The sequence below is a fragment of the Streptomyces sp. 5K101 genome, assembly GCF_046506645.1.
GTDB lineage: Bacteria > Actinomycetota > Actinomycetes > Streptomycetales > Streptomycetaceae > Streptomyces.
The window spans coordinates 442,758-468,775 of the sequence record NZ_JBKFFO010000005.1; the positions used below are offsets into that span (position 1 = coordinate 442,758).

General features: G+C 71.4%; 23 protein-coding genes. 13 read left to right on the plus strand and 10 right to left on the minus strand.

Going from position 1 to position 26,018, the window contains the following annotated elements; genetic code table 11:
• Positions 1-5 precede the first annotated feature (5 nt).
• Entirely contained in the window at positions 6-164 is a 159-nt protein-coding gene (locus ACLB9X_RS13000) for a hypothetical protein (RefSeq protein WP_410360556.1), read from the plus strand.
• Between the two features lie 34 nt (positions 165-198).
• Positions 199-327, plus strand: a complete 129-nt coding sequence (locus ACLB9X_RS13005) for a hypothetical protein (RefSeq protein WP_410360447.1) — start codon at positions 199-201, stop codon at positions 325-327.
• A 163-nt stretch (positions 328-490) separates the two neighbouring features.
• Here ACLB9X_RS13005 and ACLB9X_RS13010 read toward each other — a convergent pair whose 3' ends face one another.
• The 3 genes from ACLB9X_RS13010 to ACLB9X_RS13020 all read right to left on the minus strand — a co-directional run bounded on the left by ACLB9X_RS13010 (position 491) and on the right by ACLB9X_RS13020 (position 3,856).
• Entirely contained in the window at positions 491-1,303 is an 813-nt protein-coding gene (locus tag ACLB9X_RS13010; protein ID WP_410360448.1) for a hypothetical protein, read from the minus strand.
• A 148-nt stretch (positions 1,304-1,451) separates the two neighbouring features.
• The gene (locus tag ACLB9X_RS13015; RefSeq protein ID WP_410360543.1) at positions 1,452-2,549 is read right to left on the minus strand and encodes a metallophosphoesterase; all 1,098 of its coding nucleotides are present in this window, start codon (positions 2,547-2,549) and stop codon (positions 1,452-1,454) included.
• Between the two features lie 194 nt (positions 2,550-2,743).
• Entirely contained in the window at positions 2,744-3,856 is a 1,113-nt protein-coding gene (locus ACLB9X_RS13020; RefSeq protein WP_410360449.1) for a LacI family DNA-binding transcriptional regulator, read from the minus strand.
• 359 nt (positions 3,857-4,215) lie between these two features.
• On the opposite strand from ACLB9X_RS13020, the gene hisC reads away from it, so the two are divergent.
• Entirely contained in the window at positions 4,216-5,295 is a 1,080-nt protein-coding gene (gene hisC, locus ACLB9X_RS13025) for a histidinol-phosphate transaminase (protein WP_410360450.1), read from the plus strand.
• A 53-nt stretch (positions 5,296-5,348) separates the two neighbouring features.
• Here hisC and ACLB9X_RS13030 read toward each other — a convergent pair whose 3' ends face one another.
• Positions 5,349-5,741 carry a cyclophilin-like fold protein gene (locus ACLB9X_RS13030; RefSeq protein ID WP_410360544.1) on the minus strand — a complete coding sequence of 131 codons (393 nt, stop codon included), beginning with the start codon at positions 5,739-5,741 and terminating at the stop codon, positions 5,349-5,351.
• Between the two features lie 191 nt (positions 5,742-5,932).
• On the opposite strand from ACLB9X_RS13030, the gene ACLB9X_RS13035 reads away from it, so the two are divergent.
• The 4 genes from ACLB9X_RS13035 to ACLB9X_RS13050 all read left to right on the plus strand — a co-directional run bounded on the left by ACLB9X_RS13035 (position 5,933) and on the right by ACLB9X_RS13050 (position 13,626).
• Positions 5,933-7,438: a cytochrome ubiquinol oxidase subunit I gene (locus tag ACLB9X_RS13035; protein ID WP_410360545.1), complete on the plus strand. Its 1,506-nt coding sequence runs from the start codon at positions 5,933-5,935 to the stop codon at positions 7,436-7,438.
• A gap of 21 nt (positions 7,439-7,459) precedes the next feature.
• Complete coding sequence (gene cydB / locus ACLB9X_RS13040) at positions 7,460-8,461, plus strand: cytochrome d ubiquinol oxidase subunit II (protein ID WP_410360451.1); 1,002 nt, start codon at positions 7,460-7,462, stop codon at positions 8,459-8,461.
• Positions 8,462-8,476: 15 nt separating this feature from the next.
• The gene (gene cydD / locus ACLB9X_RS13045) at positions 8,477-12,067 is read left to right on the plus strand and encodes a thiol reductant ABC exporter subunit CydD (protein WP_410360452.1); all 3,591 of its coding nucleotides are present in this window, start codon (positions 8,477-8,479) and stop codon (positions 12,065-12,067) included.
• Between the two features lie 560 nt (positions 12,068-12,627).
• The gene (locus ACLB9X_RS13050; RefSeq protein WP_410360546.1) at positions 12,628-13,626 is read left to right on the plus strand and encodes a peptidoglycan DD-metalloendopeptidase family protein; all 999 of its coding nucleotides are present in this window, start codon (positions 12,628-12,630) and stop codon (positions 13,624-13,626) included.
• Positions 13,627-13,695: 69 nt separating this feature from the next.
• On the opposite strand, the gene ACLB9X_RS13055 is transcribed toward ACLB9X_RS13050, so the two are convergent.
• Positions 13,696-14,559 carry a Cof-type HAD-IIB family hydrolase gene (locus ACLB9X_RS13055; RefSeq protein ID WP_410360453.1) on the minus strand — a complete coding sequence of 288 codons (864 nt, stop codon included), beginning with the start codon at positions 14,557-14,559 and terminating at the stop codon, positions 13,696-13,698.
• A gap of 125 nt (positions 14,560-14,684) precedes the next feature.
• On the opposite strand from ACLB9X_RS13055, the gene ACLB9X_RS13060 reads away from it, so the two are divergent.
• Complete coding sequence (locus ACLB9X_RS13060) at positions 14,685-15,581, plus strand: LLM class flavin-dependent oxidoreductase (RefSeq protein WP_410360454.1); 897 nt, start codon at positions 14,685-14,687, stop codon at positions 15,579-15,581.
• 65 nt (positions 15,582-15,646) lie between these two features.
• On the opposite strand, the gene ACLB9X_RS13065 is transcribed toward ACLB9X_RS13060, so the two are convergent.
• On the minus strand, positions 15,647-16,240 hold the full coding sequence (locus ACLB9X_RS13065; protein WP_410360455.1) for an RNA 2'-phosphotransferase: 594 nt from the start codon (positions 16,238-16,240) through the stop codon (positions 15,647-15,649).
• Positions 16,241-16,602: 362 nt separating this feature from the next.
• Here ACLB9X_RS13065 and ACLB9X_RS13070 point away from each other — a divergent pair, with 362 nt between their 5' ends.
• The 5 genes from ACLB9X_RS13070 (at position 16,603) to ACLB9X_RS13090 (ending at position 20,889) form a co-directional block, all read left to right on the plus strand.
• Entirely contained in the window at positions 16,603-17,568 is a 966-nt protein-coding gene (locus ACLB9X_RS13070) for an ABC transporter ATP-binding protein (RefSeq protein WP_410360547.1), read from the plus strand.
• Positions 17,565-18,467 (plus strand): ABC transporter permease, encoded by a 903-nt coding sequence (locus ACLB9X_RS13075; RefSeq protein WP_410360456.1) that lies wholly within the window; start codon positions 17,565-17,567, stop codon positions 18,465-18,467. The genes ACLB9X_RS13070 and ACLB9X_RS13075 overlap by 4 nt, the downstream gene beginning before the upstream one ends.
• A complete protein-coding gene (locus tag ACLB9X_RS13080; RefSeq protein ID WP_410360457.1) occupies positions 18,464-19,375 on the plus strand; it encodes an ABC transporter ATP-binding protein in 912 nt (303 codons plus the stop codon). The genes ACLB9X_RS13075 and ACLB9X_RS13080 overlap by 4 nt, the downstream gene beginning before the upstream one ends.
• A 17-nt stretch (positions 19,376-19,392) precedes the next feature.
• Positions 19,393-20,112 carry an ABC transporter permease subunit gene (locus ACLB9X_RS13085; RefSeq protein WP_410360458.1) on the plus strand — a complete coding sequence of 240 codons (720 nt, stop codon included), beginning with the start codon at positions 19,393-19,395 and terminating at the stop codon, positions 20,110-20,112.
• 156 nt (positions 20,113-20,268) lie between these two features.
• A complete protein-coding gene (locus tag ACLB9X_RS13090; RefSeq protein WP_410360459.1) occupies positions 20,269-20,889 on the plus strand; it encodes an NADPH-dependent F420 reductase in 621 nt (206 codons plus the stop codon).
• Positions 20,890-21,221: 332 nt separating this feature from the next.
• On the opposite strand, the gene ACLB9X_RS13095 is transcribed toward ACLB9X_RS13090, so the two are convergent.
• The 4 genes from ACLB9X_RS13095 to efeB form a co-directional block, all read right to left on the minus strand.
• Positions 21,222-22,034 (minus strand): HAD family hydrolase, encoded by an 813-nt coding sequence (locus ACLB9X_RS13095; RefSeq protein WP_410360460.1) that lies wholly within the window; start codon positions 22,032-22,034, stop codon positions 21,222-21,224.
• On the minus strand, positions 22,031-23,308 hold the full coding sequence (gene serS / locus ACLB9X_RS13100; RefSeq protein WP_410360461.1) for a serine--tRNA ligase: 1,278 nt from the start codon (positions 23,306-23,308) through the stop codon (positions 22,031-22,033). The genes ACLB9X_RS13095 and serS overlap by 4 nt, the downstream gene beginning before the upstream one ends.
• 477 nt (positions 23,309-23,785) lie before the next feature.
• Positions 23,786-24,727 carry a prephenate dehydratase gene (gene pheA, locus ACLB9X_RS13105; protein ID WP_410360462.1) on the minus strand — a complete coding sequence of 314 codons (942 nt, stop codon included), beginning with the start codon at positions 24,725-24,727 and terminating at the stop codon, positions 23,786-23,788.
• Between the two features lie 46 nt (positions 24,728-24,773).
• Entirely contained in the window at positions 24,774-26,003 is a 1,230-nt protein-coding gene (gene efeB, locus ACLB9X_RS13110) for an iron uptake transporter deferrochelatase/peroxidase subunit (RefSeq protein WP_410360548.1), read from the minus strand.
• Between the last annotated feature and the right edge of the window lie 15 nt (positions 26,004-26,018).

Below are 26,018 nucleotides of genomic sequence, written 5' to 3' on the forward strand. Positions count from 1 at the left end.
TGCAAATGGCCATGGCCCTCTTTCTCGTGCTGGTCGTCGTGGCGATAGTGCTGGGCATCATCGGAGTGGTGACCGAGGGACTGTTCTACCTGCTGATCATCGGGGTGATGGTGCTCGTCGCCGGCCTCGTGTTCCTCCGCATACGCCTAGGCCGCCGGCCATGAGTGGGGCCGGTATCCATGATGAGAAGCTTGCTCGATGAAGATCTCCCAGGACATCCGCCGACAGCACGGCGGCAACCAGGAGGAGATCGAGGCGGGCATGGCGGAGAAGTCCAAGGAGTTCGCCGCCGCGGGCAACCGGGTCTACCTGCCCATCGCGGACTGACGAGCCGTCCCTGCCGCGCCCGCACCGGGTGCACCGCTGGGCCCCGCTCGCGCCCGCCCTGTTCCAGCCGGCCCTCGTGCAGAGCACGGGCGGACGGTGGTTGAGCGGGCGGAGGCCCAGGTCGTACGGCGGCTGTGACCACTGGTCCGGTGGACGCCGGCGGTCAGTCCGGCTGGTGCTCGGGGCCGCCGAAGTCGGGGCTGGAGAAGTCCGGGCTGGTGTAGGTCGGACGCCGGCCCGCGACCCGGCCCTCGGCCGGACTGGAGAAGTCCGGCCCGCTGTAGCCGACCTTGGGGATGCGGTTCGCGCGGTGCGGGGGATCGGCGGGGGGCGACGCGGCAGCCGGGTCGGCCAGGGCGGCGCTGAGGAAGGGCACGATGCCCCGCTCCCGCAGGGCCTCGCACCAGGCGTCCCTGGCCGTTCGGACCTCGTCCTCCTGCCGCCCGTCCGCGACGTGGCTGGCGCCGTTGCGCAGGGCGGTGAGCAGCAGCGCGACCGCCGCCATCAGCATGGCGGCGGCCATGAGGGCCCCGAAGACCCAGCCGGTGAAGACCAGGGTGTCGGCGAAGGACGGGGTGGGGCTCAGCATCTTGAGGAGGTAGCCGACGATCAGGAAGATCGCGGCCGCCGTGCCCGCGAGGAGCGGTGCCAGGACGGCGACGACGGCCGCGAATCCGGCGCCGGTCTGGGCCGCCTCGCCGGCCGGGGCCGTGCGCAGGGAGCCGGGCATGGAAGCGGCGGCGAGCGCGCGTGTCTCCGCGCGGACCTTCACATAGTGCGCGTACTCGGCGGCGGCCGAGGCGGTGATCAGCGCCGTCGCGTCCAGGGCCATGGTGCGCAGCTGTTCGGTGCTCAGGCGCGCTTCCGCGGCGGCCTGATCCGGACGGTCACGGGCGTCGCGCAGTGCGCCGTCGAGGACCCGCTCGTACTCGGCGCGGTCCTCGTTCAGCAGGTGCGGAGCGCTGTTCATGTGCATCCCCCGATGCTCCGTAGGGCCGGATCGCCCGTGGTTGCCGGGCGGTTGGGCGGAAACGGAGGAGAGCCTGCTACGGATAAGCCGATGGTAGAGCGGTTACGGCACGGCGTGACAGGGGGTTTCCGTAAATCGCCTGCCGCCGTGCCGGTCAGCTCGGCAGCGGGAGTTGCTGGACAAGGAGCTTTCCGGCCATGGTCACTCCGCCGTCCATGGCGATGGCCAGATCGTCCGCGTACACATGGGGGCCCTCGACGACGGGGCGCTCGCCGTCCTCGCCGTCCTCGGTGCCGACCTCGCCGAGGAGGTACGGGATCGGGCTGTGCCCGTGCACCACGCGCGTGCCGCCGTACGCGGACAGCAGTTCGCGCACGGCCTGCGGGCCCCCTTCGTCGCGGAAGGCGAAGCGCTTGGTGAACTTGCGGAACAGGTCCCAGCACTCGTCGGCGTCATTACGGGTGAGGATCTCGTGCACCGCGTCGTTGACGTCCTCGATGGTCGAGCCGTATTCGAGGTAGGCGGTGGTGTCGGAGTGGAGCAGCAGGTGGCTGTCCTCCTCCACGATCGCGTCGAGCCGGGCCATCCACTGCAGGTGGACCTCCTGCAGCCGGTCCATGTCGTACTTCTGGCCGCCGTTGAGGAGCCAGGCCGCCTGGAAGGTGGCGGTCCCCGCACCGGAGTTGACGGGCGTGTCGCCGAAGCGCTTCGCGCCGATCAGCAGCAGCTCGTGGTTGCCCATGAGCGCCTTGCAGTAGCCGCCGGCGGCCGCGGCCTCGGCGGACAGCCGCATGACCAGGTCGATGACGCCGATGCCGTCGGGACCGCGGTCGGTGAAGTCGCCGAGGAACCAGAGCCGGGAGTTGCCCGCGGACCAGCGGCCCTCGGAGTCGATGAGGCCCTTCTCGGTGAGAGCGGCGACGAGCTCGTCGAGGTAGCCGTGGACGTCGCCGACGACGTAGAGCGGGCCGAGGCCGTCGGGCGACGGCCGCTCGTCCAGGGCGACCTGTACCTGGACGGTGTCGCCCGGTCCGCCGCGGGTGATCACGGGAAGGTCGCGCTCGGTGGGGGTGTAGCCCTCCGGCGGCTCGCCCTCGGGGAACGCGTTGCCGGGGTGGCCCGCCTGTCCGGGGTCCACGGACTGCGACTGTACGGGAACCTGCGCGTAGGGCGGTACGCGGAAATCGCGCAGCGTTGCCGTCCGCACCACGGGTCCTTGACCGGCCCCCTGAGTCATCGACCCCTCCACCACCGTCGCGCCGCCGTTCACCTCTCGGCCCAGCCTGGTCGGGGTGGTCCGCGGTGTCGTTCGCCCATCATAGGAATGAGCCCGGCGGTGTGTGACGCACCAGGGGTGGTGAATCCTTCCGCACCCCTGGTTCGTTGACGTTTTCGCCCCAATTGGGGCGGGCCAGGGGGTGTCCGGCCACGATCCGCCGGCCCCCGCTAGTCCTTCGCCGGGGACCGTGGCGCGCTCACCGTCGTGCGCGGGGGTCGGCGCTGCGAGGATGTCCTGACGATCAGTTCGGTCGGTATCACCTGCTCGACCGGCCGGTCGTCGTCGATTCCCTCGATGGCGTCGATCAGCAGCTGGACCACGGCCGTGCCGATCCGGCGGGGCTTGAGCGACAGCGTGGTGATCGGCGGCTCGGTGGTGGCGTACACGGTCGACTCGCTGCAGCACACGAGCAGCAGGTCGTCGGGGACGCGCAGGCCGTACCGCCGGGCCGCGGCCAGCAGGTCGGTGCCGTTGGGGTCGAAGAGTCCGTAGACGGCGTCGGGCCGGTCGGGACGGGCGAGCAGCCGGTCGGCGGCGACGGCGCCCGCGCAGGGGTCGTGCGCCGGATAGGACTCGTAGACGGGGTCCTGGCCGACGCGTTCGCACCAGCTGAGGTACGCGGTGGTCGACAGTCGCGTGTAGGTGTCGGTGGTGGTGCCCGTGAGCAGGCCGATCCGGCGGGCGCCGGCGGCGGCGAGGTGGTCGAGCAGGTCGAGTACGGCGGCTTCGTGGTCGTTGTCGACCCAGGCGGTGACCGGGAGCGTGCCGGCTGGGCGGCCGTCGGAGACGACGGGCAGACCCTGGCGCACCAGCTCGGTCACGACGGGGTCGTGGTCGGAGGGGTCGATGACGACGGTGCCGTCGAGGGCGACGTTCGACCAGACGTCGTGGCGAGAGGTGGCGGGGAGGATGACGAGCGCGTAGCCGCGGGCGAGCGCGGCGGACGTGGCGGCTCTGGCCATCTCCGCGAAGTAGGCGAATTCCGTGAAGGTGAAAGGTTCATCCCCGTACGTCGTCACGGTCAGGCCGATTAAGCCGGATTTCCCGGTCCTCAGCGTGCGGGCCGCGGCGGAAGGGCGGTAGCCCAGCCGGTCGGCGACCTCGCGGACGTGCCGGCGGGTGGCGTCCGGGAGCCTGCCCTTGCCGTTGAGCGCGTCGGAGACAGTCGTGATGGAGACTCCGGCTGCGGCGGCGACGTCCCGGATGCCCGCCCGGCCTTGCCGGCTGCCCCGGCGGGATGTGTCCGTCCGGCTCACCTGGTGCTTCCCTGCTGCTGTCATGGCGAGCCGATAGTAGGGCTCGCGTGGTGGGTCTGGCCGGTCGCATATGCAGGCATTGACAGGCACGTTTTTGCATGATCATTAGACCTCAAACTCCTTGGATAGCAAGGGAGTTGGCGGTGGGTGGCTCAATGTGTCGGGTATCCGGCCGCGTGGGCCTGTCGAAGGGGCCAGGTTGCGAAGAGGTCTCAACTCACCACTACGGGGGACGCGCGCCACGGCGCGCGCCACCGGCGTACGCCAGGGTGGCGTGCTCCCCCTTTTCCTCGCCTGCGGCCATTCGCAGCGGCCAGGAATCCTCATAAGGTGAGGAGTATTGGTGAGCGGTACCGAACATGCATGATCGAGGAGGACCTGCGGTGAGCGAGACGAGCCCCAAGCTGCGCGCCGAGCTGGACGGCATCCCCACGTACAAGCCCGGCAAGCCGGCGGCGGCCGACGGCCCGGTCGCCTTCAAGCTCTCCTCCAACGAGAACCCGTACCCGCCGCTGCCGGGCGTCATGGAGAGCGCCCTGGCCGCGGCGCGGAACTTCAACCGCTACCCCGACATGGCCTGCACCGGTCTGATCAGTGAGCTGGCCGACCGGTTCGGGGTCCCCGCCACCCATCTGGCGACCGGCACCGGCTCGGTGGGCGTCGCCCAGTCGCTGCTCCAGTCCACCTCCGGCCCCGGCGACGAGGTGATCTACGCCTGGCGCTCCTTCGAGGCGTACCCGATCATCACGCAGATCAGCGGGGCGACGTCGGTGCCGGTGCCGCTGACCGCGGGTGAGGTGCACGACCTCGACGCCATGGCGGATGCGATCACCGACCGGACCCGGCTGATCTTCGTCTGCAACCCCAACAACCCGACCGGCACCGTGGTGCGCCGGGCCGAGCTGGAGCGCTTCCTGGACCGGGTGCCCTCGGACGTGCTGGTCGTGCTGGACGAGGCGTACCGCGAGTTCATCCGCGACGCGGACGTCCCGGACGGCATCGAGATCTACCGGGACCGGCCCAATGTGGCGGTGCTGCGCACCTTCTCCAAGGCGTACGGCCTCGCGGGACTGCGGGTCGGCTTCGCGATCGCCCACGAGCCGGTGGCCGCCGCCCTGCGCAAGACGGCGGTGCCGTTCGGCGTCTCGCAGCTCGCGCAGGACGCGGCGGTGGCCTCGCTGCGGGCGGAGGACGAGCTGCTGGGCCGGGTCGGCTCGCTGGTGTGCGAGCGCACCCGCGTCCACGAGGCGCTGGTGAAGCAGGGGTGGACGGTCCCGGAGACGCAGGCCAACTTCATCTGGCTGCGGCTCGGCGAGCGCACGCTCGACTTCGCGGCCGCGTGCGAGAAGGCGGGCGTCGTCGTGCGGCCGTTCGCGGGCGAGGGCGTGCGTGTGACGATCGGTGAGGACGAGGCCAACGACCTGTTCCTGCACACCGCCGAGACGTTCCGCGCGTCCCTCTAGGTCTCTCTTCCGGATCAGCCGGGCGAGCCCTCGGTCTCAGCCTGGCCAGTGGGTCAGGCCCGGTCGGTCGCGACGTGTTCCACCCGGACCGGGTCGCCGTCGCGGACGGACGCGAGCCGGCGCGGGTCGCCGTCGATGCGGCCGAGGACGTTGCACGGGCTCGCGAGACGGCATTCTCCGTCCCGGGAGATGGGCGTCGGTCCGTAGGGCAGCGCCAGGGCGTCGCCGTCGGTCCAGAACGCGCCCGTGCCCGGCTCGACGACCTGGCGCGCGTCCGGCTCGGGAGCGGGGGAGACCGGGGTCTCGAAGTAAACCTCCTCCCCCCAGGTCCGCGCCGTTGCGGTGAACGGCAGAACCCCCATGAGCGCCTTGCTCGTGGGGGTTTCGTCGATCGTGGCGGTCAGCTGCCCGGTGGGCCAGGAGATGCGTATCTGTACGCCCAGAATTCAACAATATGTTGAAAACTTTGGGAAGAGGCCCCTTGAGGGACCCCCGGTGGGCGCTGCGGATTTCGTTTGAGCCATAATTGCTTGTGAATGTGAACGCGTTCACAAGCTCGCCCGGCTTGATCCCGTATGGAAGGGAATGGGTGGGCCACCACGGTGACCACGCCGATGTAAGGAGAGACGACGTGGACCTGAACCTGGCGCTGGCGCCCGAGACTCTGGCGCGCTGGCAGTTCGGCATCACCACCGTCTACCACTTCCTCTTCGTCCCCCTCACGATCTCGCTCGCCGCGCTCACGGCCGGACTGCAGACGGCCTGGGTGCGGACGGAGAAGGAGAAGTACCTCAGGGCCACCAAGTTCTGGGGGAAGCTCTTCCTGATCAACATCGCCATGGGCGTGGTGACCGGGATCGTGCAGGAGTTCCAGTTCGGCATGAACTGGTCCGACTACTCGCGCTTCGTCGGCGACGTCTTCGGTGCGCCGCTCGCCTTCGAGGCGCTGATCGCGTTCTTCTTCGAGTCGACGTTCATCGGCCTGTGGATCTTCGGCTGGGACAAGCTGCCCAAGAAGGTCCACCTGGCCTGCATCTGGATGGTCTCGATCGGCACGCTGCTGTCGGCGTACTTCATCCTCGCGGCCAACTCCTGGATGCAGCACCCCGTCGGCTACCGGATCAACGAGGAGAAGGGCCGCGCCGAACTGACCGACTTCTGGCTGGTCCTGACCCAGAACACCACGCTCAACCAGGTCTTCCACAGCTTCTCGGCGGCCTTCCTGACCGGCGGCGCCTTCATGGTCGGCATCGCCGCCTTCCACCTGATGCGCAGGAAGCACATCCCGGTGATGCGGACCTCGCTCCGGCTCGGCCTCGTCACCCTGGCGGTCGGCGGCGTGCTCACCGCCGTCAGCGGGGACACCCTCGGCAAGGTCATGTACGAGCAGCAGCCGATGAAGATGGCCGCCGCCGAGGCACTGTGGGACGGCGAGGAGCCGGCGCCCTTCTCCGTGTTCGCCTACGGGGACGTCGACAAGGGGCACAACAAGGTCGCTCTGGAGATCCCCGGGCTGCTGTCCTTCCTCGCCCACAGCGACTTCGACTCGTACGTGCCCGGCATCAACGACACCAACAAGGCGCTGCAGGAGAAGTTCGGCCCCGGTGACTACAAGCCCATCGTCCCCGTCGCCTACTGGGGCTTCCGCTGGATGATCGGCTTCGGCATGGCGTCCTTCTCCCTCGGCCTGCTGGGGCTGTGGCTCACCCGGAAGAAGTTCCTGCTGCCGGCCGCCCTGCGGACCGGGGAGGACGAGGTGCCGCACCTGGTACTCCTGCGACAGCCGCTCGGCACACGGCTCACCCGGCTGTACTGGCACCTGGCGTTCTGGACGATGGGCTTCCCGCTGATCGCCAACTCCTGGGGCTGGATCTTCACCGAGATGGGCCGGCAGCCCTGGGTCGTCTACGGCGTGATGCAGACCCGGGACGCGGTCTCCCCCGGCGTCTCCCAGGCGGAGGTCATCACCTCGATGACCGTCTTCACCCTGCTCTACGCGGTGCTCGCCGTGATCGAGGTCAAGCTGCTCGCGAAGTACGTCAAGGCGGGACCGCCCGAGCTGACGGAGACCGACCTCAACCCGCCCACCCGGATCGGCGGCCACGACCGTGACGCCGACCGGCCGATGGCCTTCTCGTACTGAGACCGCTGAGGAGCTTGAGGCATGGAACTCCACAACGTCTGGTTCGTCCTCATCGCCGTTCTGTGGACCGGCTACTTCTTCCTGGAGGGCTTCGACTTCGGTGTCGGTGTCCTGACGAAGCTGCTCGCCCGGGACCGCGCGGAGCGCCGGGTCCTGATCAACACCATCGGGCCCGTCTGGGACGGCAACGAGGTGTGGCTGCTGACCGCGGCCGGCGCGACCTTCGCGGCCTTCCCGGACTGGTACGCCACGCTCTTCTCCGGCTTCTACCTGCCGTTGCTGCTGATCCTGGTCTGCCTGATCGTGCGCGGTGTCGCCTTCGAGTACCGGCACAAGCGGGACGAGGAGCGCTGGCAGACCAACTGGGAGCACGCGATCTTCTGGACGTCGCTGCTGCCCGCCGTGCTGTGGGGCGTGGCGTTCGGCAACATCGTGCGCGGCGTGAAGATCGACGAGAACAAGGAGTACGTGGGCGGGCTCGTCGACCTGCTCAACCCGTACGCGCTCCTGGGCGGGCTCACGACGCTCGCCCTGTTCACCTTCCACGGCACGGTCTTCGCCGCGCTGAAGACGGTGGGGGACATCCGGGTGCGGGCCAGGGCGCTGGCGCTGAAGCTTGGGCTCGTCACCGCCGCCGTGGCGCTGGTCTTCCTGGCCTGGACGCAGGCGTCCCGAGGTGACAGCACCAGTCTGGTCGCCATGGTGGTCGCCGTCGCGGCGCTGGTCGGTGCGCTCGGGGCCATCAAGGCGAGGCGCGAAGGATGGTCGTTCGCGCTGTCCGGAGTGACCATCGCGACGGCCGTGGCGATGCTGTTCCTGACGCTCTTCCCGAACGTGATGCCCTCCACGCTCGACGACGCCTGGAGCCTGACGGTCACCAACGCCGCGTCGAGCCCGTACACCCTGAAGATCATGACCTGGCTGGCGGCGGTCGCCACCCCGCTGGTGCTGCTCTACCAGGGCTGGACGTACTGGGTGTTCCGCAAGCGGATCGGCACGCAGCACCTCGCCGACTCCCACTAGCGAGGGATGTTTCACGTGAAACCGATCGACCCCCGTCTCCTGCGGTACGCCCGTGCCACCCGCCTCTTCCTGGGCGCGGTGGTGGTTCTCGGGCTCGTCGGCGCGGTGCTCGTCATCGCGCAGGCGATGCTGGTCGCCGAGGTCGTGGTCGGTGCCTTCCAGCAGGGGCTGACCGTGTCGGGGCTGTCGGCGCCGCTGATGCTGCTGGCGGCCGTCGCGGTCGGCCGAGCGCTCGTCTACTGGCTCACCGAGCTGGCGGCCCACCGGGCGAGCGCGGCGGTCAAGTCGGAGCTGCGCGGCCGGCTGCTGGCGCGGGCGGCCGAGCTGGGACCGGGCCGGGTGGGCGGCGCCGGCCGGGCCGGGGCCGGCACCGGTGCACTGGTCACGCTGGCGACGCGTGGCATCGACGCCCTGGACGACTACTTCTCGCGCTACCTTCCGCAGCTAGGACTCGCGGTTGTCGTCCCGGTCGCCGTGCTCGCCCGGATCGTGACCGAGGACTGGGTCTCCGCCGCGATCATCGTGGTGACGCTGCCCCTGATCCCGCTGTTCATGGTGCTCATCGGCTGGGCCACCCAGTCCCGGATGGACCGTCAGTGGCAGTTGCTGTCCCGGCTGTCGGGGCACTTCCTGGACATCGTGGCCGGGCTGCCGACGCTCAAGGTGTTCGGACGGGCCAAGGCGCAGGCGGAGTCGATCCGCTCCATCACCACGCAGTACCGGCAGGCGACGGTCCGCACGCTGCGGATCGCGTTCCTGTCGTCGTTCGCGCTGGAACTGCTGGCCACGCTGTCGGTGGCACTGGTGGCCGTCAGCATCGGCATGCGGCTCGTCCACGGCGAACTCGATCTGTACACGGGCCTGGTGATTCTGATCCTCGCCCCCGAGGCGTATCTGCCGCTGCGTCAGGTGGGAGCGCAGTACCACGCAGCGGCCGAGGGTCTCGCCGCGGTCGAGGAGATCTTCGAGGTGCTCGGCACCGAGCCCAGACGCAGCGGCGGCGGGCCCGTCCCGCACGAGCTCCGGCTGGAGTTCGACGCGGTGACCGTACGCCGTCCCGGGCGCGATGAGGCCGCTCCCGCCGCGGCCTCGCTGGTGGTGGAACCCGGCGAGACGGTGGCCCTGGTCGGCGAGAGCGGCGTCGGCAAGTCGACCTTGCTGGACGTGCTGATGGGGTTCGTGGAACCGGCCGAGGGACGGGTGCGGATCGGCGGCACCGACCTCGCCGCCGTCGACGCCGAGCTCTGGCGGCATCAGATCGCCTGGGTGCCGCAGCGTCCGTACCTCTTCGCCGGGACGATCGCCGAGAACGTACGGCTGGCGCGCCCGGACGCGGACGACGAGGCGATGGACGCCGCCCTGCGGGAGGCGGGGGCGTACGACTTCGTCGCCGCACTGCCCCAGGGTGCGGACACGGTGCTCGGCGAGGACGGCGCGGGGCTCTCCGCCGGACAGCGGCAACGGCTCGCGCTCGCCCGGGCGTTCCTGGCCGACCGGCCGCTGGTGTTGCTCGACGAACCGACCGCCGCGCTCGACGGCGTGACGGAGGCGGGCATCGTCGAGGCCGTGGGCCGGCTGGCGCAGGGACGCACGGTCCTGCTCGTGGTCCACCGCCCGGCCCTGCTGGCCGTGGCGGACCGGGTGGTCACGCTCACCCGCGCCTGCGGCGGGTCGCCCGAGGCTCACGGTGCCGCCGTTCCGGCGAGGACTCCCGCGGCGGAACGGCCGGACGAGGGTGCCGGCGCGGAGCCGGACGGTGTACGGGCCGCCGGCGCGGGCGACGGACGGTCTGCGTTGCTGAGGGTCCGTGCGGTCGGCGAACGGTCCGCGCTGCTGAGGGTCCGTGCGGCGGCGGACGGGCTGCGCGGCCGGCTCGCCCTGGCCCTGCTGCTCGGCAGCCTCGCGCTCGGATCGGCGGTCGGGCTGATGGCCGTGTCCGGATGGCTGATCTCCCGGGCGTCCGAACAGCCGCCGGTCCTCTACCTGATGATGGCGGTCACGGCCACGCGTGCCTTCGGCATCGGACGGGCGGTCTTCCGGTACGCGGAGCGGTTGGTGTCCCACGACGCGGTGCTCCGCATGCTCGCCGAGACGCGGGTCGCGGTCTACCGGCGGCTGGAGCGTATCGCGCCGGCAGGGCTGCGCCGGGCCCGGCGCGGGGACCTGCTCGCGCGACTGGTCGCCGACGTGGACGCCCTCCAGGACTACTGGCTGCGCTGGATGCTGCCCGCGGGCGCGGCCGTCGTCGTCGGCGCGGCCTCCGTCGGCTTCACCGCCTGGCTCCTGCCCGAGGCCGGGGCCGTCCTCGCCGCCGGCCTGCTGGCCGCAGGCGTGGGCGTGCCGCTGCTGAGCGGGGCCGTCGCCCGCCGGACCCAGCGGCAGCTCGCGCCGGCACGCGGAGTGCTCGCCGCCACGGTGGCCGACCTGCTGCGCGGAACGGCCGAACTGACTGTTGCCGGTGCCCTGCCGCGGCGGCTGGCGGCGGCCCGCGGCGCGGACAAGGACCTGACAGGCATCGCCGCAACCGGCGCGGCCGCCACCGCACTCGGCGGCGGACTCTCGTCGCTGATCTGCGGCCTGACCGTGGTGGGTGCGGCGTTCACCGGCATCCAGGCCGTGCACGACGGCCGGCTCACCGGCGTCTGCCTGGCGGTCGTCGTCCTCACGCCGCTCGCGGCCTTCGAGACCGTCGCCGGGCTGCCGCTCGCCGTGCAGTACCGCCGCCGGGTCGAGCGCAGCGCCGAGCGGGTGCACGAGGTGCTGGACGCGCCCGTACCGGTGCACGAGCCGGCGCACCCGGCCGTACCGCCGACCACCGCCTTCCCACTGGAGCTGCGCGGGATCGGTGCCCGGTACGCCGGGCAGGAGACGGACGCGTTGAGCGGCGTCGACCTGACGCTCACGGCGGGCAGGCGGGTGGCCGTCGTCGGCACCTCCGGGTCGGGGAAGACCACGCTCGCCCAGGTGCTGCTCCGCTTCCTCGACGCCGGCTCGGGGACGTACACGCTCGGCGGCGTCCCCGCCGAGGCGCTGGAGGGGGACGCGGTACGGCGTCTCGTGGGCCTGTGCGCCCAGGACGCCCACATCTTCGACAGCACGCTGCGGGAGAACCTGCGCCTCGCGCGCCCGGATGCCACCGAGGACGACCTGAGGCGGGCGCTCGACGAGGCCCGGCTGCTGGACTGGGCCGACGCGCTGCCCGAGGGGCTCGACACGCTCGTCGGGGAACACGGTGCCCGCCTCTCCGGCGGACAGCGCCAACGGCTCGCCCTGGCACGGGCGCTGCTGGCGGACTTCCCGGTACTCGTTCTGGACGAGCCGGCCGAGCATCTCGACCTGGCGACCGCCGACGCGCTCACTGCCGACCTGCTCGCGGCCACGGAGAGGCGCGGCGGCGAGGGGCCGGCGACCGTCCTGATCACGCATCGCCTGCGTGGCCTGGAGGCCGTCGACGAGGTCGTGGTGCTGGAGGCGGGGCGCGTCGTGCAGCGCGGCCCGTACGAGGAACTCACCCTGGTGGCGGGACCGTTCCGGTCGATGCGGGAGCGGGAGCGGGCCGCCGACACCCATGGCTCCCGGCTTTCTGCCTCCTTCGCGGCTCAATAGCCGCGACGCGGGAAGGGCGGCGCGGGCACGACGGTCTTCCGGGAGGCACCGCTGTAGGTCCGGAGGACCGTTCGGAGGGCGCCTGTCGCCCGAGTTGCGGTGCCTGCTGGGCCAGGTGGCCGTATGGCGCCGTACTGCTGTCGCCGTCGGCGGCGGAACCGGGTGACGATCGCCCAATGTGCTTGAGACACCGTGACCGGCTGGTGATCGTTCCGGTGGTGCTGTGCACGCTCCTCGGTGCGCCGGCACCCGCCGTGGCGTCCGAGAAGCCGAAGCCGAAGCCGTCGGCCACCGCGCCCGCGCTGCCGCCGGTCCCCGACCAACCCGTGCCCGCGCTCCATGGCCCGCACGTGCCCATGCTCCCCGACGCGCCCTCGCTTCTCGGCCCGCCAGTGCCCGGGCTCCACGGCCCGCCTGTGCCGCGGCTGCCCGAGCTCCCCGACGTGCCGGCGCACGCGCTCCATGGCCCGCACGTGCCCAGGCTCCCCGACCCGCCCGCGCTTCACGGCCCGCCCGCGCTCCCTGACGCGCCCGTGCCGCCGGTCCCCGACCAGCCCGCGCTGCCCGGACTCGATCAGCCCGCGCCCCTCGCCGCGGAGCACGACCAGCCCTCGGCCCCCGTCGCCGTCGAAGTGGCACGGCTGTTCGCCGATGCGGCCGAGGCCACCGCGAACTACGAGCGGAGCAGGCGCGCGGTGGACGCGCAGCGCGTCACGGCAGAGGACCTCCAGGCCAGACTGGCGGAACAGCGGGCCGAACTGGGCGCCATCCACGACTCGATCGGCGATGTCGCGCGCGAGCAGTACCGCACGGGCGGTTCCCTCGCCCACACGGCGCGGCTGCTGCTCGCCGACAACCCCGACGCGCTGCTGCGCGGCTACCGTCTCGCGACGCAGGCGGAGCGGGCGGTGAACCGGCTGCTGGAGCGCGCCCGGCGGGCGGAGCGCAAGCTCGGACGGGCCGAGGAGAAGGCGCAAGCGGCCTGGCGGAGCCTCGCCACGCGCAACGCGGAGCTCGCGGCGATCAAGCAGGGCATCGAGGCGAAGCTGGAGACCGCGCAGTGGCAGCTGCAGAGCGAGGCCGACCGCAGCGTGGCGGCGGGTGCCTGCGCGGGTGCCGTACGCCTCGATCAGCCCGAGCTGCACGACGGGGGGCCGGATTGGGTCACCCCCGTCGAGGACTACAGCCTGTCCGCCGGGTTCGACAGCGTCGGCGAGCGCTGGGCCCGGCGGCACACCGGGCAGGACTTCGCCGTGGGCATCGGCGCGCCGGTGCGTGCGATCGGGGCGGGCCGAGTGGTCTCGGTGTCCTGCGGCGGCGGCTTCGGCATCGAGATCGTCGTCGAGCACCCCGGCGGGTACTACTCGCAGTACGCGCACCTGGCCGGGGTCACCGTGGACCAGGGCGAGCAGGTGCGGACCGGGCAGTGGATCGGCCAGGCCGGCACGACGGGCAATTCGACGGGGCCGCACCTGCACTTCGAGGTGCGGCTCACGCCCTACCTGGGGTCGGGAGTCGATCCGATGGCCTGGCTGCGGGAGCACGGCGTCCCGGTGTAGCGCAGCCGTCGCTCCCGCGAGCGGCAGCCCGGCCGCCGCGCACCTGGCGCCGGCCGGGCGGGTGTCCGGTCAGCTCCGCGCCCGGGCGTGCCGGGTGAGGATCTCCTCGATGATCACAGCGACGCCGTCGTCGTTGTTCGCGACGGTCCGCCCGGATGCGGCGGCGACGACGTCCGGGTGGGCGTTGCCCATCGCGTACGACGTACCGGCCCAGGTCAGCATCTCCATGTCGTTGGGCATGTCCCCGAAGGCCACGACTTCGTCGGCCGAGATCCCGCGCTCCGCGCAGCACAGGGCCAGGGTGCTGGCCTTGCTCACGCCCAGGCCGCTGATCTCCAGCAGCGCGGTCGGGCTGGACCGGGTCACGGACGCGAGGTCGGCGGTGGCGGCGCGGGCCAGCGCCAGGAACCCGTCCGGAGTCAGCTCGGAGTGGTGGGCCAGCAGCTTGAGCACGGGGGCGCCCTCGCCCGGCTGCGGTTCGTGGAGCAGCTTCTCGGCGGCGGCGACGGTCGCGCCCGGGTCGAGGTGGAAGGGCGGGTAGTCCGGCTCGTAGTGGATGCCCGTGGTCAGCTCGACGGCGAACGAGGTGCCGGGGGCCGCGGCCCGGAGGGCGGTCACCACGGCGAGCGCGTTCGCCCGCGGCAGGTCACGAACCTCGAGCAGCCGCCCGCCGGCGTGCAGATCCACGACGGCCGCGCCGTTCGCGCAGATCGCGAGGCCGTGGCCGTGGACGTGGTCGCTCACGACGTCCATCCAGCGGGCCGGGCGGCCGGTGACGAAGAAGACCTCGATCCCGGCCTCCTCGGCGGCGGCGAGTGCGGCGATCGTCCGCTCGGAGACGGACTTGTCGTCGCGCAGCAATGTGCCGTCGAGGTCGGTGGCGATCAGCCGGGGCGTCGCGGGCAGGTGGCGGGGATCGGTAGCTGAGGTCACTGGGACATTCTCCCGTACCGGGTGCACGGGCGTGCGAGAGGGCGCACATCTGAGAGCCGAGCGCGTGTGCAGGCTCGCATCTGCGCGGGGCGGGGCTTCCGTTTGCGGCCCCGTACGCTCGATGCATGCGTCTGAGTACCGTGATCCTTCCCGTCCGACCCTGGCACGACGGCGGCCGCGACCAGTGGCTGCGTGCCGAGCAGCTCGGGTTCCACGCCGCGTACACCTATGACCACCTCTCGTGGCGGACCTTCCGGGACGGGCCCTGGTACGGCGCCGTGCCGACGCTGACCGCCGCCGCGGCCGCGACGGACCGAATGCGGCTGGGCACGCTCGTGACGTCCCCCAACTTCCGCCACCCGGTGACCCTCGCCAAGGAGCTGATCTCCCTGGACGACATCTCCGGCGGGCGGATCACGCTCGGTATCGGCGCGGGCGGTGTCGGCTTCGACGCCACGGCACTGGGGCAGGAGGCGTGGACGCCGCGGGAGCGGGCCGACCGGTTCGCCGAGTTCGTGCCGCTGCTCGACCGGCTGCTGACGGAGGGGGCCGTCACTCACGAGGGCGCCTTCTACTCGGCGGTCGAGGCGCGCAACATCCCCGGCTGCGTCCAGCGCCCGCGGCTGCCGTTCGCCGTCGCCGCCACCGGGCCGCGCGGACTGAGGCTCGCGGCCGCGCACGGCCAGGCATGGGTGACGACCGGTGATCCGAAGCTGTTCGAGACGGGGACGCCCGAGCAGTCGACCGAGGCCATCCGCGGGCAGATGGACAAGCTGTCGAAGGCCTGCGCCGAGGTCGGCCGGGACGGGGCCGAACCGGAGAAGATCCTGCTGACCGGGTTCACCCCCGACCGGGGGCGGCCGCTGGAATCGCTGGACGCGTTCGTCGACTTCGCGGGCCGGCACTTCGCGCTCGGCTTCGACGAGATCGTGATCCACGCGCCCATCCCGGACTCGGTCTTCGCTGCCGACCAGGCCGTCTTCGAGCAGATCGCGACCGAGGCCCTGGGACAGCTCCGCTAGCTGACCGGCGGGTGGCGGGGCCCGGGCGCGGTCCCGGAGCGGCTGCGGGGCCGCGCACCGGCGGATCAGGGGCGGGGCTCGAGGCGCTGGAGACCCGGGAAGCGGATGAACTCCGGGGGCACCGAGGCGGTCAGCCACACGCCGTTGGCGCTGACCCGGAAGACATGGCCTCCCCGGTGCAGCGCGCCGGCGTGCACGGCCAGCACCACGGGGCGGCCTCGGCGCGCGCCGACACGCGTGGCGGTCTCCCGGTCGGGCGAGAGGTGGACGTCGTGGCGGTCCATCGGGCGCAGCCCCTCGGCGCGGATCGCGTCCAGGCTGCGGGCCACCGTGCCGTGGTACAGGTACTCGGGCGGTTCGGCCGCCGGGAGCCCGAGATCGACGTCCACGGTGTGGCCCTGGTTGGCGCGGATGCGGCCTTCGTCGATGGTGAAGCGCCTCTTGTCGTTGACGGCCACGACATGGTCGAGCTCGGCGCGGGTGAAGCGGAAGCCGTGCTCCGCCGCCGCGCGCATCAGCTCGTCGATCGGTACCCAGCCGTTCGCGTCGAGGGTGATGCCGATCCGCTCCGGCTGGTGCCTCAGATGCTTCGAGAGGTACTTCGACACCTTGACGGTGCGCCGGTCGTCCGGGGAGGCGCCCGCGGGTCGTGCGTTCATTCCTTCAGCGTGCCCCGTGGATGTCGGCCACGCCACTGAAAAATCTGCGCCTCGGATGTTTGGTCCACAACCAACTGCACTTACCCACAAGCGAATTGGCGATTCTGTGGACAACGGGCATGGCATTCGCCCCATGTGAACGGGCCTCGTCTTGATCACGCCCTCGTCGTCCAGTATCTCCTGCAGCGCGAGTCCGACGTCCTCAAGGAGCCTGCGGGGCCTGTGGAGAACTCCGGGACCCCGAGGCGGGGTCTCCTCAGGTCGCACCGCCCCTACGGGTCCGTACCTCTCTGGTCGGACGCGAATCGGGACGCGAGGCTGACGTCAGGTGTGGCGGACGCCACTACCGTCGAAGCGTGACTGTGATCGCGACCGAAAGCCTGAGCAAGCGGTTCCCGAGGGTGACCGCGCTTGACCGGCTCTCGTTGGACATCGGCCCCGGTGTGACCGGCCTGGTGGGCGCCAACGGAGCCGGCAAGTCCACGTTGATCAAGATCCTGCTGGGTCTGTCCCCCGCCACCGAGGGCCGGGCCGCCGTGCTCGGACTCGACGTGGCCACGAGCGGAGCGCAGATCCGCGAGCGCGTCGGCTACATGCCCGAGCACGACTGCCTGCCGCCCGACGTCTCGGCCACCGAGTTCGTCGTCCACATGGCGCGCATGTCGGGGCTGCCGCCGACCGCCGCCCGCGAGCGCACCGCCGACACGCTGCGCCACGTCGGCCTGTACGAGGAGCGCTACCGCCCCATCGGCGGTTACTCGACCGGCATGAAGCAGCGCGTGAAGCTGGCACAGGCCCTCGTCCACGACCCGCAGCTCGTTCTGCTCGACGAGCCGACGAACGGACTCGACCCGGTCGGCCGCGACGAGATGCTCGGCCTGATCCGCCGTGTCCACACCGACTTCGGCATCTCGGTACTGGTCACGTCCCACCTCCTCGGCGAGCTGGAGCGCACCTGCGACCACGTCGTCGTCATCGACGGCGGCACGCTGCTGCGCTCCAGCTCCACCAAGGACTTCACGCAGACCACGGCCACCCTCGCGGTCGAGGTCACCGACTCCGAGACGCACCCCGACGGCACCGCCGCGCTGCGGGCGGCGCTCGCCGCGGCCGGTGTCACGCTGCACGAGCGGACGGAGGAGGGCCTGCCCGGAGCGGGCCACATCCTGCTGCTGGAGGCGACCGGCGAGGAGACGTACGACATCGTCCGGGACACCGTCGCCGACCTCGGCCTCGGTCTCGTCCGGATGGAACAGCGCCGTCACCACATCGCGGAGGTCTTCCGCCCGGAGACGGCCGACCGGCCCATGGAGGTGCAGGCCCGGTGAGCACGCAGACCCCCGGGGCCCCGGAGACAACGCGGATCCACAACATCGGGTACCGCACCTACGACGGCCCCCGCCTCGGCCGCGCCTACGCGCGCCGCTCGCTCTACTCGCAGTCGCTGCGCGGCGCGTACGGCCTCGGCCGCTCGGCCAAGTCCAAAATCCTGCCGATGATCCTGCTGGGCATCATGTGCCTCGTGGCGGCGATCATGGTGGCCGTCGCGATCTCGGTGCCCACGATGAAGGACCTGCCGGTGGAGTACACCCGCTTCGCGATCATCATGCAGGCGCTGATCGCCCTGTTCCTGGCGGCACAGGCACCGCAGTCCGTCTCGCGCGACCTGCGGTTCAAGTCGGTCCCGCTGTACTTCTCGCGTCCCATCGAGCGCGTCGACTACGTGGTCGCCAAGTTCGCGGCGATGGCCTCCGCGCTCTTCGTCCTCACCGCCACGCCGCTGGTCATCCTGTATCTGGGCGCGCTCCTGGCGAAGTTCGACTTCGCCGACCAGACGAAGGGATTCGCCCAGGGCATGGTCTCCGTGGCTCTCCTCTCCGTCCTCTTCGGCGGCATCGGCCTCGTGCTCGCCGCCTTCACTCCGCGCCGCGGCTTCGGCGTCGCCGCCGTCATCGCCACAATGACCATCACCTACGGCGCCGTGTCCACGGTCCAGGCCATCGCCTGGGAGACCGGCTCGGCGGGTGCCGTCCCGTGGCTGGGCCTGTTCTCGCCGGTCACGCTCATCGACGGGGTGCAGACCGCGTTCCTCGGCGCCACGTCCGCCTTCCCGGGCGGCGACGGCCCGGGCGCCGGCGCCGGCGTCGTCTACCTCCTCGTCGTCCTCGCGCTCGTCGCCGGCTCGTACGCCGTGCTGATGCGCCGCTACCGGAAGGTCGGCCTGTGACAACGGTCAACATCGAGCACGCATCGCGCTGGTTCGGCAACGTGGTGGCCGTCAACGACGTCACCATGGCGATCGGCCCCGGCGTCACCGGTCTCCTCGGCCCCAACGGCGCCGGAAAGTCCACCCTCATCAACATGATGGGCGGCTTCCTGGCCCCCTCCACCGGCACCGTCACCCTCGACGGCCGGCCGATCTGGCGCAACGAGTCGGTCTACCGGCAGATCGGCGTCGTCCCCGAGCGGGAGGCGATGTACGACTTCCTCACCGGCCGCGAGTTCGTCGTCGCCAACGCCGAACTGCACGGCCTGGGCGACCGCGAGGCCGCGCGGGCGCTCGCCACGGTCGAGATGGAGTACGCCCAGGACCGCAAGATCGCGACGTACAGCAAGGGCATGCGGCAGCGCGTGAAGATGGCCTCAGCGCTCGTCCACGACCCGTCGGTGCTGCTGCTGGACGAACCGTTCAACGGCATGGACCCGCGCCAGCGCATGCAGCTCATGGACCTGCTGCGCCGCATGGGCGCGGACGGCCGCACCGTGCTGTTCTCCTCGCACATCCTGGAGGAGGTCGAGCAACTGGCCTCCCACATCGAGGTGATCGTCGCCGGGCGGCACGCGGCCAGCGGTGACTTCCGCCGGATCCGTCGCCTGATGACGGACCGCCCGCACCGCTACCTGGTGCGCTCCAGCGACGACCGGGCGCTCGCCGCCGCGCTGATCGCCGACCCGTCCACGGCCGGCATCGAGGTCGACCTCGCCGAGGGGGCGCTGCGCATCCAGGCCGTCGACTTCGGCCGGTTCACCGAGCTGCTGCCGAAGGTCGCGCGGGAGCACGGGATCCGGCTGCTCACGGTCTCGCCGTCCGACGAGTCCCTCGAATCGGTCTTCTCCTACCTCGTAGCGGCCTGAAAGGAGCTGTGACGTCCATGTACAACCCCACAGTCGCCCGGCTCACCTATCGGGCCCTGCTCGGCAGGCGGCGCGCCGCCATCCTGTTCGTGCTGCCCGCCCTGCTGCTGCTGATCGCCGCCGCCGTACGGGCGTTCAACGGCGCGGACGACCAGGTCGCGGCCGACGTCCTGAGCGGCTTCGCCCTCGCCACGATGGTGCCGCTGATCGGTGTGATCGCGGGAACGGGCGCGATCGGCCCCGAGATCGACGACGGCTCGATCGTCTACCTGCTCGCCAAGCCGGTGAAGCGGCCGACGATCATCTTCACCAAGCTGATCGTGGCGATCGCCGTGACCATGGCCTTCTCGGCCGTCCCCACGTTCGTCGCCGGCTTCATCCTGAACGGCAACGGGCAGCAGATCGCCATCGCCTGCACCGTCGCGGCCCTGGTCGCCTCCATCGCGTACAGCGCCCTCTTCCTGCTGCTGGGCACCGTCAGCCGGCACGCGGTGGTCATCGGGCTGGTCTACGCCCTGGTGTGGGAGACGCTGTTCGGCAGTCTGGTTCCCGGGGCCCGGACGCTCAGCGTCCAGCAGTGGTCCCTGTCGCTGGCCGAGAAGATCGGCGGCGAGGGAATGATCGGCTCGGACGTCGGCCTGCCTGCGGCGGTGGCGCTGCTGGCAGGAGTGACCGTGGCGGCGACCTGGTACGCGGGCCAGAAGCTGCGCGTTCTCAAGCTCGCCGGCGAGGAGTGACGCGCGCCGGCCGAGCACGGCGGCCCCTGCCGGGACGGGCGGGGGCCGTTCCGCACGTGACCACCGGTCACGGTCGGGCCCTACGTCCACAGCCCGAGCGTGTCCGGGCCCGCAGCCCGACACGGGCGAACGGCCCGCCCGCCTAGCGTCACAGCCATGACGAACATCGCGATCATCGGCACAGGAAATGTCGCCAGAACACTCGCGGCCGGCGCCGTGCGCGCCGGTCACGACGTGGTGCTCGGCTCCCGAGACCCGCAGAACAGGAAGGACCTGGACCACCCCGTGGTCACCGTCGCGGAGGCGGCCGCACACGGGGACATCGTCGTCAACGCCACGCCCGGCACCTCCGAGAGCCTCGAACTCCTCGCCTCCATGCGGCCGAAGCTGGCCGGCAAGGTGCTGCTCGACGTCACCGTCGCCCTCACGCCGGCCATGGAGCTGGTCCACCACAACGAGAGCGTGGGCGAGATCCTCCAGCGGGCGCTGCCGGACACCAAGGTCGTCAAGACGCTGTGCACCATGGACGCCTCGGTCATGATCCGCCCCGAGCTCCTGACCTCGCCCGGCACGGTCTTCCTGTCCGGGGACGACGCCGGGGCCAAGGAGCGCGTCGGCGATCTGCTGGAGGACTTCGGCTGGCCGGCCGCGTCCCGGCTCGACCTGGGCGGCATCGCCACGGCCCGGGGCCAGGAGCACTTCGCGCTGCTGTTCGTGGGGGTGGCCACCGCGCTCGGTGCGCACGTCTTCAACGTGGAGGTCGTGCGAGCCCGCTGACACGAAATCCGGTGGCTCCGAACACCCTTACCGGGCAGAGTGGTTGAAGCCGGTCCCGTACATCCGTGCGAGGTGCCGGTGCCACCGACCGGGAGAGGAGCGCGGCGATGACCGAGAGTTCGAGTCGAGGTCCGTTGTGCTCCCGTCGGGGCGGCACCGGGCAGGCCGCGGAGTAGTCATCACCCTCCGCACGGCCGCCCGGAGCGGCTGCCCAGGGGGCGGCCGCTTCGAGCGCGCATCCGCGCGGGCCGCCCCCTTCCCGGAGGATCGGCCGAGGGCAAGGCCCGAGCGCCGCGCCCGTGGGGCCGAGTCCCCGCCGTGAGCGTTCGCCGTCAGCCCCGGAGCAGGTGCTCCAGGACCACCGCGATGCCGTCGTTCTCGTTCGAGGCGGTGATCTCGTGGGCCACGGCCTTCAGTTCGTCGTGTGCGTTCGCCATCGCCACGCCGTGCGCGGCCCAGCCGAACATCGGGATGTCGTTGGGCATGTCGCCGAAGGCGATCGTGTCCGCGCCCCGCACGCCCAGCCGGCGCGCCGCCAGCGACAGGCCCGTGGCCTTGCTCAGGCCCAGCGGCAGGATCTCCACGATCCCGGCCCCCGCCATCACCACGTCCACGAGACTGCCGACCGTCGCCCTGGCGACCGTGGCCAGCTCGTCGTCGTCCAGCGTCGGGTGCTGGATGTAGATCTTGTTCAGCGGAGCGGCCCACAGGTCGGCCGGGTCCTGCATCGGCACGTACGGCAGCGGGCCGTCCAGCACCCGGTAGCCCTCGCCGATGAGCACGTCGCCGTCGAGTCCGTCCCGGCTCGCCGCCAGCAGCAGCGGGCCGACCTCCGCCTCGATCTTGGCGAGGGCGAGCCCGGCCAGCTGCCGGTCGAGGGTGACCGACGTCAGCAGCCGGTGCTCGCCCGCGTGGTAGACCTGCGCCCCCTGCCCGCACACGGCCAGGCCGTCGTAGCCGAGGTCGTCCAGGATGTGCCGCGTCCACGGCACCGCGCGCCCGGTGACCACGATGTGCGCCGCGCCCGCCGCGGTGGCCGCGGCGAGCGCGGCACGGGTGCGCTCCGAGACGGTCTCGTCGCCACGCAGCAGTGTGCCGTCCAGGTCTGTCGCGACGAGCTTGTACGGGAAGGGGGCGGAGCTCACCTGGAGATCGGCTCCAGCACCTCGCGGCCGCCGAGGTACGGACGGAGCACCTCGGGGACCCGCACCGAACCGTCGGCGAGCTGGTGGTTCTCGAGGATTGCCACGATGGTGCGCGGCACGGCGCACAGCGTGCCGTTGAGCGTCGCCAGCGGCTGCACCTTCTTGCCGTCGCGCATGCGGACGGCGAGGCGGCGCGCCTGGAAGCCGTCGCAGTTGGACGCCGAGGTCAGCTCGCGGTACTTGCCCTGGGTCGGGATCCACGCCTCGCAGTCGTACTTGCGCGAGGCCGAGGCGCCGAGGTCACCGGTGGCGACGTCGATCACCTGGAACGGCAGCTCCAGGCCGGTCAGCCACTGCTTCTCCCACTCCAGCAGCCGCTTGTGCTCGGCCTCGGCGTCCTCCGGAGCCACGTACGAGAACATCTCGACCTTGTCGAACTGGTGCACCCGGAAGATGCCGCGGGTGTCCTTGCCGTACGTGCCGGCCTCGCGGCGGAAGCAGGGCGAGAAGCCCGCGTACCGCAGCGGCAGCTTGTCGCCGTCGATGATCTCGTCCATGTGGTACGCGGCGAGCGGGACCTCGGAGGTGCCGACCAGGTAGTAGTCGTCCTTCTCCAGGTGGTACACGTTCTCCGCGGCCTGGCCGAGGAAGCCGGTGCCCTCCATGGCGCGCGGGCGGACCAGCGCGGGGGTGAGCATCGGGATGAAGCCGGCCTCGGTCGCCTGGGCGATCGCGGCGTTGACGAGGGCGAGCTCGAGGAGGGCGCCGACGCCCGTCAGGTAGTAGAAGCGCGAGCCGGACACCTTGGCGCCGCGCTCGACGTCGATGGCGCCGAGCGCCTCGCCGAGCTCCAGGTGGTCCTTGGGCTCGAAGCCCTCGGCGGCGAAGTCGCGGATCGTGCCGTGCGTCTCCAGGACGACGAAGTCCTCTTCGCCCCCGACCGGGACGTCCGGGTGGACGATGTTGCCGAGCCTGAGCAGGAGCTGCCGGGTCTCCTCGTCGGCGTCGTTCTGCGCGGCCTCGGCGGCCTTGACGTCGGTCTTGAGCTGCTCGGCCTTCTGCAGAAGCTCGGCGCGCTCCTCGGGAGAGGCCTTGGGGATGAGCTTGCCGAGCGACTTCTGCTCGGAACGCAGCTCGTCGAAGCGGAGGCCCGAGGACCTTCGCCGCTCATCGGCGGAGAGAAGGGCGTCGACGAGGTCGACATCCTCTCCACGGGCGCGCTGGGAGGCGCGAACACGGTCGGGGTCCTCACGGAGCAGGCGAAGGTCAATCACCCCACCAGGCTACCGGTGCCGACTCGGGGCACCCCACCCGATATTGCCTTGCGTGGCGTTTTGCCCGAATTGCCAGAATCGATAAAGGTGGGCAATTCCTCGCCCCGGGTGTCCATTATCCAGACGCTGTCCGGATCGTGGACCGCTTGTCCACAGGCACCATGCGGCGGATGCGGTTATCCACAGGGTGTGCGAAGGGTCTGTGGACTATGGAATTGATCATTCCGAAAGGCCCGTGAGCGCCCGGGGATTCCCTGATCAAACTGCCCCCACGCGCTCATTCGGGTGGGAATTCCTCGCTCTAAAGAGTTGATCAATGGAATTGGGGTGACAGGGGGCAGCCTGCTGCTCTGTGGACGGAAGTGGGACCTCTGGGCCGATTTGTCGATGATGCGGCGATGCGTTGTCGACTTGTCCCCAGGTCGAGAAGCGCGCCTGTGGATAAGTTCTGTGGAAAACCGGAATCCGCCGGTACGGTCAGCCCTGGGCGCGGCCGTCCTGGCAGCGGGCCAGCCAGTCGGACGCGGCGGTGAACTCGGCGTCGGACGTCCCCGTGCGCAGCGCACGCACCTGCCCGGGCGCCACCCCGGCCCTCGGATACGAGCCGAGGAACCGCACCTCCTGGCAGATCCGCTTCAGGCCCATCAGCGCCTCGCCCACCCGGCGGTCCGAGATGTGGCCTTCGGCGTCGATGGCGAAGCAGTAGTTCCCGATGCCCGCGCCGGTCGGCCGCGACTGGAGCAGCATCAGGTTGACGCCGCGTACGGCGAACTCCTGGAGCAGCTCCATCAGCGCACCCGGATGGTCCTCGCGCTGCCAGATCACCACGGACGTCTTGTCCGCGCCCGTCGGCGCCGCGGGCCTGGCCGGCCGGCCCACCAGCACGAACCGCGTCTCGGCGTTCTCGGCGTCGTGGATCTCGGTGACCAGCGCCTCCAGCCCGTATGTCGCCGCGGCGAACTCGCCCGCGAAGGCGGCGTCGAACCGCCCCTCCTGGACGAGCCGCGCGCCGTCCGCGTTCGACGCGGCCGACTCCCACAGCGCGTCCGGCAGATGCGTGCGCAGCCAGTTGCGCACCTGCGGCTGGGCCACCGGGTGGCCGGTCACCGTCTTGATCTCGGAGAGCTCGGTCTCCGGGCGCACCAGCAGCGCGAAGGCGATGGGCAGGACCACCTCGCGGTAGATCATCAGCGGCTCGCCCGAGGCCAGCTCGTCGAGGGTGGCCGTGACCCCGCCCTCCACGGAGTTCTCGATCGGCACGAGCGCCGCCGCGGCCTCACCCGCCCGCACGGCGTCGAGCGCGGCGGGCACGGAGACCATCGGGACCAGCTCCCGGGTCGCGGCTTCGGGGAGGGTGCGCAGGGCGGCCTCCGTGAAGGTGCCCTCGGGACCGAGATACGTGTAGCGCGTGGCCGACATACCGTCACCCTAATGCGCCCGGGACCCGCCCGTACGCCGCCTCGGTTCAGCCCTCCAGCAGCCGCTGCCCCACGTACTCGCCCTTCGCCGGCCCGCCCGGCACCGCGAACAGGCCGCTCGCCTCGTGCCGGATGAACGGCGACAGCGCGTCACCCCGGTCGAGCTTGCGCTGCACCGGGACGAAGCCGCGCAGCGGATCGGCCTGCCAGCAGATGAAGAGCAGCCCCGCGTCGGGCGTCCCGTCGGCGTCGATCCCGTCGTGGAAGGAGAACGGCCGCCGCAGCATCGCGGCACCGCCGTTCTGCTCGGGCGCGGAGATGCGTGCGTGCGCGTTGGCGGGGATCACGGGCTTTCCGTCACGGCCGGTCTCGTCGAGGGCGAGCTCCGTCGTCTCCGAGCCGCCCGTCAGTGGAGCGCCGTCGGCCTTGCGGCGGCCGATGACCTGCTCCTGCTTCCTCAGCGGCAGCTTCTCCCAGTCGTCGAGCAACATGCGGATGCGGCGCACGACGGCGTACGAACCGCCCGCCATCCAGGCGTGCTCGGTCTCGTCCGGCACGAACACCCGTCGGCGGAAGTCCGGTTCGGACGGCTTGGGGTTGCCGGTGCCGTCGACCTGGCCCATCAGGTTGCGCGCGGTCATCGGCGTCGCGGTCGCGCCCCGGGAACGGTTGAAGCCGTTCATCTGCCAGCGCACCCGCGCCGCGTCGCCCGCCGACTTCTGGATCGCGCGCAGCGCGTGGAAGGCGACGAGCGCGTCGTCCGCGCCGATCTGCACCCACAGATCGCCGTCGGAGCGCTTGCGGTCGAGGCGGTCCGAGGAGAAGTCCGGCAACGGGTCCAGCTGCACAGGGCGTTCGGCGACCAGGGACGTACGGTCGAAGAAGGTGCGGCCGAACCCGAAGGTGACGGTCAGCGACGACGGTCCGGCGTCGAGCGCGACGCCCGTGTCACCGTCCCCCGCGGGCCGCCCCGCCATCAGGTCCGCCGCAAGGGCCGACCAGCGCCTCATCAGCGTGGCCGCCTCCTTGCGCCCCGCCCCTGGCGCGAGGTCGAAGGCGACCAGGTGCCCGTGGGCCTGCTGCGGGTCGGTGATCCCCGCCTGGTGCGTGCCGTGGAAGGCCACGCCGGTGGTGCCGATGGCGGTCAGCGGCGTCGGGGAATCCGACGAGGCGGCGTGCGCGGCGGCGCCGCCCGCGGCGCCGAACACCAGCCCGGTCGCGCCCGCGGCGCCGGCGGTGCCGAGCAGCCGCCGCCTGGAGATGTCGTTGTCGCGCAGGGAGTCACTCACGGG